Source organism: Enterobacter sp. ECC-175, from assembly GCF_043968675.1.
Lineage (GTDB): Bacteria > Pseudomonadota > Gammaproteobacteria > Enterobacterales > Enterobacteriaceae > Enterobacter.
Genome location: NZ_CP143776.1, coordinates 1,145,908 through 1,158,747 on the forward strand (window position 1 = coordinate 1,145,908; position 12,840 = coordinate 1,158,747).

Below are 12,840 nucleotides of genomic sequence, written 5' to 3' on the forward strand. Positions count from 1 at the left end.
ACATAGGGCAGACTAATGTTCCTGATAATATTAATAAAATCGCTCATCATCGGCGGCCTGGTTGGCGTCGGCGTTGGGGCCGGGGCTGCACGCATGTTTCATGCGCCTACCACACAGGGTATGGGCGCGTTTCGTACGTTGGGGGAACTGAACTCCTGCGAAGGGGACCCGGCTTCTCACTTCTCCTTTGGGCTGGGCTTCTTCTTTAACGCCTGGGCGTCATCCGTGGCCGCGGGGGCGTTCACGCAGGACGTTGACCACCGCATTATCCCAAACTGGGGCGCCGCGGCGCTGATGATCAAGAACCGTAACGTCGGCGAAACGCTGCACGACCCGCGCAAAATGGCGATTGCCTGCGGGGTGATCGGCATGCTGGTTGTCACCTTCCTTAACCTTACCGCCTCCTCCGTGCCGGCCGCGCTTCAGGTCACCGCCGTGAAGGTGCTGGTGCCCGCAGCAAACCTGCTGGTGAACACAGTGATGCCGGTGATCTTCTGGCTGGCGGCCATCGACGCGGGTAAAAAATCCGGCTTCTGGGCCACCGTGTTTGGCGGCGCGGCGCAGCTAATCATGGGTAACGCCGTACCGGGCCTGGTGCTGGGGATCCTGATCGGTAAAGGCGTGGAAGAGAGCGGCTGGAACCACGTGACCAAAGTGATGATGGCGGCGATTGTTCTGCTGTTCGTCCTGAGCGGCTTCTTCCGCGGCTTCGACATGAAGATGATCGAATCCTTCCATCTGACCGTGCCGAACTGGCTCGACATGATCCACAACTCGCTCAGCGGTAAATAACAGGAGCCTCTAAATGGAACAGAATAAAGGTTTTTGGTATGCCGACTGGTCGTTCCCGATCTTCGTTGGCCTGCTCTCCTCCGGCGTGTTCGCCGGGACGCACATGTACTACCTGTACGGCATCGGCGCGTTTAACGAAGTGGCCTTCGTGGCGATGCTGAAAGCGGGGATGGATACCGGCGTGTACGGCGCGGTGGCGGCGTTCGGCGCGAGCTTCCTGTTCGCCCGCATCATCGAAGGCTCGCTGGTCGGTATTTTGGATATCGGCGGCGCGATCCAGACCGGCGTGGGCTTAGGCGTTCCGGCGCTGCTGCTGGGCGCGGGCATTATGTTCCCGGTGACCAACTTTATTGCCGCGCTGATTACCGGCCTGGTGATTGGCCTGGCGATTGGCTACGTCATTATCCTGGCGCGTAAGTTCACCATCAACCAGAGCAACTCCACCTACGGCGCGGACGTGATGATGGGCGCGGGCAACGCCTCCGGCCGCTTCCTCGGGCCGCTGATTATCCTCAGCGCCATGACCGCCTCCATTCCGATCGGCGTGGGGTCACTGCTGGGCGCGCTGCTGTTCTACATCTGGCAGAAGCCGATTACCGGCGGCGCGATCCTCGGCGCCATGCTGTTAGGCTGGCTGTTCCCGGTCGCCCTTTAACACCTGCGGGCGCTGCGGCGCCCGCCTTACCAGGAGAACCCCATGTTTGATTTACTCCTGCGCCGCGCGCGCCTCTCCGACGATACCCTGACCGATATCGCCATTCAGGACGGGAAAATCGCGGCGCTGGGCGAGATTAACGCACCCGCCCGTAAAACGGTTGAGCTAAACGGCGACGTGTTCGTCAGCGCAGGCTGGATCGACTCCCACGTTCACTGCTACCCGAACTCCCCGATTTACCACGACGAGCCGGACAGCGTCGGCATCGCTACCGGCGTCACCACCGTGGTGGACGCGGGCAGCACGGGCGCTGACGACGTGGACGATTTCTACGCGATGACCCGCAAAGCCGCGACGGAGGTGTACGCGCTGCTGAACATCTCCCGCGTGGGGCTGATTGCCCAGAACGAGCTGGCCAACATGGCGAATATTGATGCGGACGCGGTGAAGCAGGCGGTGAAGCGCCACCCTGATTTTATCGTCGGCCTGAAGGCGCGCATGAGCAGCAGCGTGGTCGGCGAGAACGGCATCACGCCGCTGGAGCGCGCGAAAGCCATTCAGAAAGAGAACGGCGATCTGCCGCTGATGGTGCACATCGGCAACAACCCGCCGAACCTCGATGAAATCGCCGAGCTGCTGAGCTCCGGCGACATCATCACCCACTGCTATAACGGCAAGCCGAACCGCATCCTGACGCCGTCCGGCGAGCTGCGAGCGTCCATCACCTCCGCCCTGAAGCGCGGCGTTCGTCTGGACGTCGGCCACGGCACCGCGAGCTTCAGCTTTGAGGTGGCGAAGCGCGCCATCGCGATGGGCATTCTGCCGCACACCATCAGCTCGGATATCTACTGCCGCAACCGCATCAACGGCCCGGTAGGCAGCCTGGCGAGCGTGATGTCGAAGTTTCTCGCCATCGGCATGTCGCTGCCGCAGGTGATTGAGTGCGTCACCGCGAACGCCGCCGACGGCCTGCGCCTGGCGCGCAAAGGGCGCATCGCGCCGGGCCTCGACGCCGACCTGACGCTGTTCACGCTGAAGCGCCAGCCAACGCTGCTGACGGACGCGGAAAACGACAGCCTGCAGGCTGAACACATTCTGGTGCCGCTTGCCGCGATCCGCGCGGGCAAGGGCTACATGACCGAACAAGGGAGCACGGAACATGCCTTCGATTTATGAGAAGTATCACTTAAAGCAGGTTATCAACACCTCGGGCCGCATGACGGCGCTGGGCGTCTCCACGCCGCGCCCGGAGGTGGTGCAGGCGGCGATGGACGGCATGAACCACTACTTCGAGATGAAGGACCTGGTCAATAAAACCGGGGAATACATCGCGAAGCTGCTGGACGTGGAAGGCGCGACCGTCGTCTCCTGCGCCTCGGCGGGCATCGCCCAGTCCGTGGCGGCGGTGCTGGTGAAAGACAGCGACTGGCTGCTGGAAAACCTGCACGTTACCCCAATTGAAAACAACGAAATCGTGCTGCCGAAAGGCCACAACGTCAACTTCGGCGCGCCGGTCGGCACCATGGTGGCGCTGGGCGGCGGCAGGCTGGTGGAAGCGGGCTATGCCAACGAGTGTTCTGCCGACCAGCTGGCGGCGGCGATCACCCCGCGCACGGCGGCGATCCTCTACATTAAATCTCACCACTGCGTGCAAAAAAGCATGCTCAGCGTCGAGCAGGCGGCGGTCGTGGCGCGCAAGCACGATCTGCCGCTGATCGTCGACGCGGCGGCGGAAGAGGATCTGCACGTTTACTACCGCTCCGGCGCGGATCTGGTGATCTACAGCGGCGCGAAGGCGATCGAAGGGCCAACCAGCGGGCTGGTGATCGGCAGAACCCAGTACGTTGAGTGGGTGAAGCGCCAGACGGCGGGCATAGGCCGCGCGATGAAGGTGGGCAAAGAGGGGATCCTCGGCCTGACCTGCGCCATCGAACACTACCTGACGGCGACCAAGGAGAGCGGGGCGGAGATGGTGGCGAAGATGACGCCGTTTATCGACGCGCTCAACACCCTGAACGGCGTGACCGCGCGGGTGGTCTGGGACAGCGCCGGGCGCGATATTGCGCGTACCGAGATTAAGTTTGACGAAGCCGCGACCGGCGTAGGCACCGGCGATCTGGTGAATAAGCTCAAGCAGGGCGAATACGCCATTTACTTCCGCGGCTACAAGGCTAACGAAGGGATTATCGAAGCGGACGTGCGCAGCGTGAACGCTGACCAGCTGAACATCGTGTACCGCCGCATTAGCGAAGTATTAGGCCAGGAGAAAAAGGCATGAAACTGACCCCGAATTTTTACCGCGACCGCGTCTGCCTGAACGTGCTGGCAGGCTCAAAAGCCAACGCCAGCGCCATCTACGAGGCGGCGGAGGGCCACGTGCTGGTGGGCGTGCTCTCTAAAAACTACCCGGACGTGGCGAGCGCGGTTGCCGACATGCGCGAGTACGCGCAGCTGATTGATAACGCGCTCTCCGTAGGCCTGGGCGCGGGCGATCCGAACCAGTCGGCGATGGTGAGCGAGATCTCCCGCCAGGTGCAGCCGCAGCACGTGAATCAGGTTTTCACCGGCGTGGCGACCAGCCGCGCGCTGCTGGGGCAGAGCGAGTCCGTGGTCAATGGCCTGGTCTCGCCAACCGGCACCGTCGGCATGGTGAAAATCTCCACCGGCCCGCTGAGCAGCGCGGCACCGGATGGCATCGTGCCGGTTGAAACGGCGATTGCCCTGCTGAAAGATTTCGGCGGCAGCTCGATCAAATACTTCCCGATGGGCGGCCTGAAGTGTCGTGACGAATACAAAGCCGTGGCGGAAGCCTGCGCGCGTCACGACTTCTGGCTGGAGCCGACCGGCGGTATCGATCTGGAAAACTACGAGGAGATCCTGCAGATCGCCCTCGACGCGGGCGTGAGCAAAATCATCCCGCATATCTACAGCTCGATTATCGACAAGGCCAGCGGCGACACGCGCCCGGAAGACGTGCGCACGCTGCTGGAAATGACGAAGAAGCTGGTGAAGTAATAAAAACTTTACCCCTCACCCCGGCCCTCTCCCCAAAGGGGAGAGGGTGTCATCGTCCCCTCTCCCCTTTGGGGAGAGGGTTAGGGTGAGGGGAACAAACCGCACACCCACAGGAGCCACCATGCACACCCGTAACCTGCTCGTCGCTTCACTCTCTCTACTTGCTACCGCCGCCGTCGCGCAAACCCAATACGCCTGGGTCGGCACCTATAATCCGAACGGCGAAGGGCTGTACCGCTTTACCGTCGACCCGCGCACCGGCGCGCTGGGCAATAAAACGCTGGTCAGCAAGCTGCCGAACGCCGCGCAGCTTGCCGCCTCTCACGATGGCAAAACGCTGTACGTGGCAAGCGAGGTGGAGCAGGGCGTGGTGCAGGCGCTGCGCGTGGGGGATAACGGCGATCTCAGCGAGCTTAACCAGGTTTCATCCGGCGGCGCGGGCCCGGTTTACCTGTCGCTGACGCCGAACGGCAAGCATCTGCTGGTGGCGAACTACGTCAGCGGTTCGATTGCCGTTCTGCCGGTCAACGCGGAAGGCAGCCTGGGGGATGCTACGGATAAACATCAGGATCGGGGTGAACCGGGCGCGGCGAAGCCGGCAGCCGCTGCGGAGGGCAGCTTTGCCATCAGCGATCACAACGGCCCCCACGCGCACATGATCGCCGCCGATCCGAGCGGGAAGTACGTGTTTTCCACCGATCTGGGGTTAGATCGCATCTATCAGTATCGGTTTGACGATCGAACCGGGAAGCTGACGCCGAACGATCCGCCGTTTATCCGCGCCTCGTCGAAGGGCGCCGGTCCGCGCCACTTTGTCTTCACGCCGAAAGGCGACGCGCTGTGGCTGATCAACGAAGAGGCCTCAACGCTGACGCACTATACCGTGGCGGCAAACGGCACGCTGAAGGAGGGCAAAAGCCTCTCTGCGCTGCCGGAAGGGTACAAAGGCACCAGCTTTGCCGCCGGGCTGGCGTTAAGCGCGGACGGCAGGCAGCTGTATGTGGCTAATCGTTTGCATAACAGCATCGGGCACTTTACCGTAACGACGGACGGCACGCTGACTCACCGGGACGACGTCTGGACGCGCGGGGATTATCCACGCACGCTAACGCTGGATAAACAGGGGCGCTGGCTGTACGTCATGAACCAGCGCAGCGACAACATTACCCGCTTTCGCGTGGCGCAGGACGGGAAGCTGAGCGTTGAGCCGGACTATACGCCGGTCGGCAGTCCATCCCAGATGGTTATTTCACCCTAAGCAGTAAGAGGACAACGACGTGCGATTTCCGAACCAACGTTTAGCGCAACTTTTCGATCTGTTGCAAAACGAGACGCTGCCGCAGGACGAGCTGGCGCAGCGGCTGTCGGTTTCCACGCGAACCGTCCGGGCGGACATCACCGCCCTCAACGCGCTGCTGGCGAGCCACGGCGCGCAGTTCGTGCTGAGCCGCGGCAGCGGCTATCAGCTCAAAATTGACGATGCGGCGCGCTATCAGGCCCTGCAGGATTCCCACCCGCGCGCGCTGCGCATTCCGCGGACGGGAACGGAGCGCGTCCACTATCTGGTGGTGCGTTTTCTGACCTCGGCGTTTTCGCTCAAGCTGGAAGATTTGGCGGACGAGTGGTTTGTTAGCCGCGCTACGCTGCAAAGCGACATGGTCGACGTGCGCGACTGGCTGGCCCGCTACAGCCTGACGCTGGAGACCCGGCCGCGCCACGGCATGAAGCTGTTTGGCAGCGAAATGTCGATTCGCGCCTGCCTGACCGATTTGCTGTGGGAACTGGCGCAGCAGGACAGCCTGAACCCGCTGGTCACCGACGTGGCGCTCAACGCGGGCGTGCCGGAGCAGATGGTGGCGGTGCTGCACGACGCGCTGACGCGGCACCATATTCGCCTGACCGACGAGGGCGAGCTGTTTCTACGCCTCTACTGCGCGGTATCGGTGCGCCGCATCAGCGAAGGCTATCCGCTGCCGGAATTTCACGCGGAAGACGTTGAGGAGAACGTGCGCGATGCGGCGAAAGAGATTGCCGCCACTCTCCAGCAGCTGGCGGGCAAAGCGCTTTCGCCTTCGGAGGAGAGCTGGCTGTGCGTGCACATTGCGGCGCGGCAGATCCAGGAGATTGCGCCAAGCGCGATCAATGCCGACGATGACGAAGCGCTGGTCAACTACATCCTGCGCTACATCAACACCCACTATAACTACAACCTGCTTAGCGACGCGCAGCTGCACGCGGATTTACTGACGCATATTAAAACCATGATTACCCGCGTGCGGTATCAGATCATGATCCCCAATCCGCTGCTGGATAATATCAAGCAGCACTACCCGATGGCGTGGGACATGACCCTGGCGGCGGTGTCGAGCTGGGGCAAATACACGCCGTACGTCATCAGCGAAAACGAGATTGGTTTCCTGGTGCTGCACATCGGCGTGGGATTGGAGCGGCACTACAACGTGGGCTATCAGCGCCAGCCGCGCGTGCTGCTGGTGTGCGATGCGGGTAATGCGATGGTGCGCATGATTGAGGCGGTGCTGCAGCGTAAATACCCGCAGATTGAGATCGCCCGCACCCTGACCCTGCGCGAGTACGAGCTTGCGGACGCGATTGGCGAAGATTTCGTCATTTCCACCGTACGCATCAGCGAAAAAGCGAAGCCGGTGGTAACGATTGCGCCGTTCCCCACGGACTACCAGCTGGAGCAAATTGGCAAGCTGGTGCTGGTGGACCGCACCCGTCCGTGGATGCTGGATAAATATTTCGACGCCGCCCACTTCCGCATCATCAATGCCCCGGTCGACCAGCAAACCCTGTTCCGCGAACTGTGTGAACAGCTTGAAGGCGAAGGGTTTGTCGGCGCAGAGTTTCTGGACTCCGTGATTGAGCGCGAGGCCATCGTCAGCACCCTGCTCGGCGACGGCATTGCGCTTCCACACTCGCTTGGGCTGCTGGCGCAAAAAACGGTGGTCTATACCGTGCTGGCCCCACAGGGCATTCAGTGGGGCGATGAAATCGCGCACGTGATTTTCCTGCTCGCCATCAGCAAAAGCGAATACGAAGAGGCGATGGCGATCTACGATATTTTCGTCACCTTCCTGCGCGAGCGCGCGGTGTCGCGGCTGTGCGGCTGCAGGGATTTTGGGGAATTTAAGGCGGTGGCGATGGAAAGCTTGAGCCGGTTTTGAGAGGCGTTATCCAGAATTCGATGTAATGCGAATGTAATGCTAAACTGCATTACATATTTGCAATTATGGGAGGCATTATGGCTACGCTAAACGTCCGCCTGGACGACAAACTTAAAAACGAGGCTTATGCCGTGCTGGAAAAACTCAATATTACGCCAACGGAAGCGGTGCGCCTACTGTTTCAGTATGTTGCTGAAACGGGGCGGATGCCGGTGAAAACCGTCACGATCAGCGACAGCGAAGAGGCGCTGATACAGACAGTCCGGGAGCGGCTGGCGAATCCACAAAAGGGAATTAAGGTTAGTCTGGATGACCTATGAACTTGAGTTTGATCCGAGGGCGTTAAAGGGAATGATAGTGAAAAAAAGAGAAATCAGCCGTCTATCAGGAAGCGAATAAACGGCTTTAGCGCTTAGCGCAAATGATGCACAACCTGGTTGCTGCTGCCGCGCCAGATAAGCGCCGGGTCTTTTAAGTCCTGCACGAACTTGCCGTCGACCAGCACGTTGATCAGATCCACTACTTCCATCTGAGCGGCGTTCAGTTCATCCAGCTTATAGCCCGTCCAGACCCAAATGTCTTTTCCCGCACACTCAGTTCGAATGCGTTTCACCAGCCTGAGAATATCCGGCACGTTCTGTGGATGGAGCGGATCGCCGCCGGAAAGCGAAATCCCCTGGCGGTGGATGCGCGTATCGTTCAGGTCGTTGACGATCTTGTCTTCCATCTCTTTAGTAAACGGCATGCCCGAATTAACGCGCCAGGTGCTTTTGTTGTAGCAGCCGGGGCATTCGTGAACGCAGCCGGAGACAAACAGGGTGCAGCGGGTGCCGGGGCCGTTGACGATGTCGACAGGATAGTATTGATGGTAATTCATAGCGTTAACCTGATGCCCTTACCCCTCACCCCGCCCTCTCCCCATAGGGGAGAGGGAGAAAGACCGCACCGTGCAGTCCCCTCTCCCCTATGGGGAGAGGGTTAGGGTGAGGGGGAATAATTCGGTAAAAACTTACCCGATCTGCCCATTCCCCAGATGCTTCACGCGGCGCTTCACCTCTTCCTGCTTGCCGGCGTTGAACGGACGCGCGTCCGGGCTGCCGAGGTAGCCGCACACGCGGCGGGTGACGGAGACGCGGGCCGCATCGTGGTTGCCGCATTTCGGGCAGGTGAAGCCCTTGCAGGTGCACTCAAACTCGCCGGTAAAGCCGCACTCGTAGCATTCGTCGATTGGCGTGTTGGTCCCGTAGTACGGCACGTGCTGGTAGCTATAGTCCCACACGTCTTCCAGCGCCTTCAGGTTGTGCTGGATGTTCGGGTACTCGCCGTAGCAGATAAAGCCGCCGCTGGCGATCGGCGGATAGGCCGCTTCGAAGTCGATCTTGTCGTACGGGTTCACCTTTTTCTCCACGTCCAGGTGGAAGCTGTTGGTGTAATAGCCTTTATCCGTCACCCCGTTCACCACGCCGAACTCGGCGGTGTCCAGGCGGCAGAAGCGATCGCACAGGTTTTCGCTCGGCGTGCTGTAGAGGCTGAAGCCGTAGCCGGTCTCTTCTTTCCACTGGTCAACGGCGTCGCGCAGGCGCTGCACAATCGCGATGCCCTTCTCGCGCAGCATTTCGCTGTCGTACATGTGCTGGTCGCCAAACAGGGCATTGATGGTTTCATGGATGCCGATATAGCCGAGCGAAATTGACGCGCGGCCATTTTTGAAGATCTCAGACACGTCGTCGTCGGCCTTCAGACGCACGCCGCAGGCGCCTTCCATATAGAGGATTGGGGCCACGCGCGCCTTCACCCCTTCCAGACGGGCAATGCGGGTCATCAGCGCTTTACGCGCCAGCTGCAGACGCTCGTCCAGCAGCGCCCAGAACGCGGCTTCGTTACCTTTCGCTTCCAGCGCGATGCGCGGCAGGTTAAGGCTAATTACGCCCAGGTTGTTGCGCCCGTCGTGGATCTGCTCGCCGTTTTCGTCTTCGTACACGCCGAGGAAGCTGCGGCAGCCCATTGGCGTTTTAAACGAGCCGGTGACTTTCACCACCTGATCGTAGTTGAGGATATCCGGGTACATGCGCTTGCTCGCGCACTCCAGCGCCAGCTGCTTGATGTCGTAGTTCGGATCGCCAAACTTGTGGTTCAGGCCGTCGCGAATGGCGAACACCAGCTTCGGGAACACCGCGGTTTTGCGGTTTTTGCCGAGGCCGGAAATGCGGTTGCGCAGGATGGACTGCTGAATCAGGCGCGATTCCCAGCTGGTGCCCAGGCCAAAACCGAAGGTCACAAACGGCGTCTGGCCGTTGGCGGTATGCAGGGTGTTCACCTCATATTCCAGCGACTGGAACGCGTCGTAACACTCTTTTTCGGTGCGGGCATGCGCGTAGCCGTCGGCGTCCGGGATCTGCCACTCTTCGGCGGTTTTGCGGTGCTTGTTGAAGCTCTCGGTGACGAACGGCGCGAGCACTTCGTCAATCCGGTTAATGGTGGTGCCGCCGTAAATATGGCTGGCTACCTGGGCGATAATCTGCGCCGTGACCGCCGTCGCGGTGGAGATTGACTTCGGCGGCTCAATCTCGGCGTTACCCATCTTGAAGCCCTGGGTCAGCATCCCCTTCAGGTCGATCAGCATGCAGTTAAACATCGGGAAGAACGGCGAATAGTCGAGATCGTGATAATGGATCTCGCCGCGCTCGTGCGCCGACACCACGTCGCGCGGCAGCAGGTGCTGACGGGCATAGTGTTTGGCCACGATGCCGGCCAGCAGGTCGCGCTGGGTGGGGATCACTTTACTGTCTTTGTTGGCATTTTCGTTGAGCAGCGCCGAGTTGGTCTGCTCGACCAGGCCGCGAATTTCCTGATTCAAACGACCGCGCTTTTCACGCTGAACGTCGCGATCGTGGCGGTATTCAATATAGGCGCGCGCCAGCTGCTTGTACGGGCCGGACATCAGCTGGTTTTCGACAGCAGTCTGAATATCGTTGATGTCCACCTGGCTGCGTTCGTTCATCTGGCTGCTAACGACTTCTGCGACGGTGGCGCAGTAATCTGCGTCATCGACTCCCGCTGCTTTAGCTGCACGCAGAATGGCTTCTTTAATGCGCTCTGATTTAAACGGCACTTTACAGCCATCACGTTTCATCACATGCGGTGTCATGATCACTCCATTTTTAAAAACAGGTTATCCACAAAGGCGGAGAAGGCAGTGCCGGACGATTTGTCAGCCGGGCCAGAGACTTCCCTCGTTCCCAACGCCTGTTATCCACAATTCCGGCCAGCGTTGATGCCGTCTTGTTGTTGGAATAGTAGACGATAAATACAAGATGTTGGGTCGGGATGCATTTTAAGTGCTACATATAGTGATTTGCATCAAACATGTTTGCGATTTTTTTGATTCAGAACAAGGTAAAAAGACGAGAGTACAAACGGCGGGCGATACAGCGTTTGTAAATCCAGGAAGGAAAAATCTGATTAATTTTTCAACAAAAACAGCAAAATAAGCCGGACGCTGCGGGCGCCCGGCGGGAGTTTACTGCTGTAGCCACCAGGTGGCTTCAAACGGACGCAGCGTCGTCGTTTCCGGCGTCGGGTAGTTGCTCATCACGGGCTGCATACTGTCGTTGATGAACGCTGACGGACACGCCTGCGGTTCGCCGCTCAGGTTCGCCACCACGAGCAGCGTCTCGCCCTGCCAACGGCGGCGATAGCACCAGAGGGAAGGGTGCTCCGGCAGGAGATCCTCGTAATCTCCCCACGTCAGCACCGGCAGCGTTTTGCGCAGGCGAATCAGCGACTGGTAGGTGTAAAACACCGAATCCGGGTCGTCCAGCGCCGCGCGGACGTTGACGGTTTCATAGTTATCGCAGACGCCGATCCACGGCTCGCCCTCGGTAAAGCCCGCATTGTGCGAGGCGTCCCACTGCATCGGCGTACGGCCGTTGTCGCGCGATTTACTCGCCAGGATGGCTAATAATTCCTCCGGATCGCGACCGTTCGCCCGCAGTTCGGCGAACATGTTGAGGCTTTCCACGTCGCGATAGTCGGTGATGCGGGCGAAGTGCGGGTTGGTCATGCCGATCTCTTCACCCTGATAGATGTACGGCGTGCCCTGCATGCCGTGCAGCACCATGCCGAGCATCTTCGCGGCAGCCGCGCGGTGCTCGCCCTCGTCGCCAAAGCGCGAGACGATGCGCGGCTGGTCGTGGTTACACCAGAACAGCGCGTTCCACGCCCTGTTGTGCATCCCCTGCTGCCAGTGGCTGAACAGGGTTTTCAGGGCCACGTAGTCCGGCTTTGCCCGCGTCCACTTCTCGCCGCCGGGGTAGTCCACCTTCAGGTGGTGGAAGTTAAAGGTCATCGACAGCTCGCTGCCGTCGAGCGCGGCGTACCGCTGGCAGTTCTCGAGCGAGGTTGACGACATTTCCCCCACCGTCATCAGGTTTCGCGGGGTAAAGACGTCGCGGCTCATCTCCTGCAGATAGTCGTGGATGCGCGGTCCGTCGGTGTAAAAGCGGCGGCCGTCGCCGTACTCGTCGTCAGGGAAATCCTGATCTTTCGAAATCAGGTTAATCACGTCGAGGCGTAGCCCGTCCACGCCGCGATCGGCCCAGAACGCGCAGACCTTTTTCAGCTCGGCGCGCACGGCCGGGTTTTCCCAGTTGAGGTCTGCCTGCTCGGGGGCAAACAGGTGCAGATAATACTGCTCGCTCTCGGCGTGCCAGCGCCAGGCATTGCCGCCAAACTTAGAGCGCCAGTTGTTCGGGAGCTGCTCCGGCGTGCCGTCGCGCCAGATGTAGAACTGACGGTACGGGCTCTCTTTGTCCAGCGACTCGCGGAACCACGCGTGCTGCGTCGAGGTATGGTTTAACACCATATCCAGCACGATGCGAATGCCGCGCCGGTGCGCCTGCGCCACCAGTTCGTCAAAGTCGTCGAGCGTGCCGTAGGCCGGATCGATGGCGGTATAGTTCGCCACGTCATAGCCGTTATCCACCTGCGGAGAAATGTAGAACGGCGTGAGCCAGATGGCGTCGATGCCGAGGGTTTTCAGGTAGTCCAGGCGCTGCGTCACGCCGCGTAAATCGCCGGTGCCGCGCCCGGTGGTGTCCTGGAAGCTCTTTGGGTAAATCTGATAGATGACGCCGTTTTGCCACCAGTGAGGAAGGGTATTCATAATGCGTTCCTGCAAATGCGAAGGGG

General features: G+C 60.2%; 11 protein-coding genes. 8 read left to right on the top strand and 3 right to left on the bottom strand.

Annotation, left to right across the window (positions count from 1 at the left end; translation table 11 throughout):
- Positions 1–15: 15 nt before the first annotated feature.
- The 8 genes from V1599_RS05400 to V1599_RS05435 all read left to right on the top strand — a co-directional run bounded on the left by V1599_RS05400 (position 16) and on the right by V1599_RS05435 (position 7,970).
- Complete coding sequence (locus V1599_RS05400) at positions 16–792, top strand: DUF4311 domain-containing protein (protein ID WP_006179055.1); 777 nt, start codon at positions 16–18, stop codon at positions 790–792.
- 13 nt (positions 793–805) lie between these two features.
- Positions 806–1,447, top strand: coding sequence for a DUF4310 family protein (locus V1599_RS05405; protein WP_006179056.1), 642 nt, complete (start codon positions 806–808; stop codon positions 1,445–1,447).
- Between the two features lie 42 nt (positions 1,448–1,489).
- Positions 1,490–2,623: an amidohydrolase/deacetylase family metallohydrolase gene (locus V1599_RS05410; RefSeq protein ID WP_395301139.1), complete on the top strand. Its 1,134-nt coding sequence runs from the start codon at positions 1,490–1,492 to the stop codon at positions 2,621–2,623.
- Positions 2,607–3,725, top strand: coding sequence for a DgaE family pyridoxal phosphate-dependent ammonia lyase (locus V1599_RS05415; RefSeq protein ID WP_395301140.1), 1,119 nt, complete (start codon positions 2,607–2,609; stop codon positions 3,723–3,725). The genes V1599_RS05410 and V1599_RS05415 overlap by 17 nt, the downstream gene beginning before the upstream one ends.
- Complete coding sequence (locus V1599_RS05420) at positions 3,722–4,462, top strand: KDGP aldolase family protein (protein ID WP_395301141.1); 741 nt, start codon at positions 3,722–3,724, stop codon at positions 4,460–4,462. The genes V1599_RS05415 and V1599_RS05420 overlap by 4 nt, the downstream gene beginning before the upstream one ends.
- A gap of 121 nt (positions 4,463–4,583) precedes the next feature.
- Positions 4,584–5,720 (top strand): lactonase family protein, encoded by a 1,137-nt coding sequence (locus V1599_RS05425; protein ID WP_395301142.1) that lies wholly within the window; start codon positions 4,584–4,586, stop codon positions 5,718–5,720.
- 19 nt (positions 5,721–5,739) lie between these two features.
- Positions 5,740–7,650, top strand: coding sequence for a transcription antiterminator (locus tag V1599_RS05430; protein ID WP_112012060.1), 1,911 nt, complete (start codon positions 5,740–5,742; stop codon positions 7,648–7,650).
- Between the two features lie 77 nt (positions 7,651–7,727).
- Entirely contained in the window at positions 7,728–7,970 is a 243-nt protein-coding gene (locus V1599_RS05435) for a type II toxin-antitoxin system RelB/DinJ family antitoxin (protein ID WP_297121341.1), read from the top strand.
- A 92-nt stretch (positions 7,971–8,062) separates the two neighbouring features.
- Here the strand turns inward: V1599_RS05435 and nrdG are convergent, their stop codons facing one another.
- The 3 genes from nrdG to treC form a co-directional block, all read right to left on the bottom strand.
- Complete coding sequence (gene nrdG, locus V1599_RS05440) at positions 8,063–8,527, bottom strand: anaerobic ribonucleoside-triphosphate reductase-activating protein (protein ID WP_112012063.1); 465 nt, start codon at positions 8,525–8,527, stop codon at positions 8,063–8,065.
- A 132-nt stretch (positions 8,528–8,659) separates the two neighbouring features.
- Positions 8,660–10,798 (bottom strand): anaerobic ribonucleoside-triphosphate reductase, encoded by a 2,139-nt coding sequence (gene nrdD, locus V1599_RS05445; protein WP_395301143.1) that lies wholly within the window; start codon positions 10,796–10,798, stop codon positions 8,660–8,662.
- Positions 10,799–11,170: 372 nt separating this feature from the next.
- A complete protein-coding gene (gene treC, locus V1599_RS05450; protein WP_112012065.1) occupies positions 11,171–12,814 on the bottom strand; it encodes an alpha,alpha-phosphotrehalase in 1,644 nt (547 codons plus the stop codon).
- Positions 12,815–12,840: the final 26 nt, after the last annotated feature.

What these genes read in the sequence shown, in the direction of transcription:
- V1599_RS05400 (WP_006179055.1), top strand. Translation starts at nt 16, where the DNA reads ATGTTCCTGATAATATTAATAAAATCGCTCATCATCGGCGGCCTGGTT.
- V1599_RS05405 (WP_006179056.1), top strand. Translation starts at nt 806, where the DNA reads ATGGAACAGAATAAAGGTTTTTGGTATGCCGACTGGTCGTTCCCGATC.
- V1599_RS05410 (WP_395301139.1), top strand. Translation starts at nt 1,490, where the DNA reads ATGTTTGATTTACTCCTGCGCCGCGCGCGCCTCTCCGACGATACCCTG.
- V1599_RS05415 (WP_395301140.1), top strand. Translation starts at nt 2,607, where the DNA reads ATGCCTTCGATTTATGAGAAGTATCACTTAAAGCAGGTTATCAACACC.
- V1599_RS05420 (WP_395301141.1), top strand. Translation starts at nt 3,722, where the DNA reads ATGAAACTGACCCCGAATTTTTACCGCGACCGCGTCTGCCTGAACGTG.
- V1599_RS05425 (WP_395301142.1), top strand. Translation starts at nt 4,584, where the DNA reads ATGCACACCCGTAACCTGCTCGTCGCTTCACTCTCTCTACTTGCTACC.
- V1599_RS05435 (WP_297121341.1), top strand. Translation starts at nt 7,728, where the DNA reads ATGGCTACGCTAAACGTCCGCCTGGACGACAAACTTAAAAACGAGGCT.
- nrdG (WP_112012063.1), bottom strand. Translation starts at nt 8,527, where the DNA reads ATGAATTACCATCAATACTATCCTGTCGACATCGTCAACGGCCCCGGC.
- nrdD (WP_395301143.1), bottom strand. Translation starts at nt 10,798, where the DNA reads ATGACACCGCATGTGATGAAACGTGATGGCTGTAAAGTGCCGTTTAAA.
- treC (WP_112012065.1), bottom strand. Translation starts at nt 12,814, where the DNA reads ATGAATACCCTTCCTCACTGGTGGCAAAACGGCGTCATCTATCAGATT.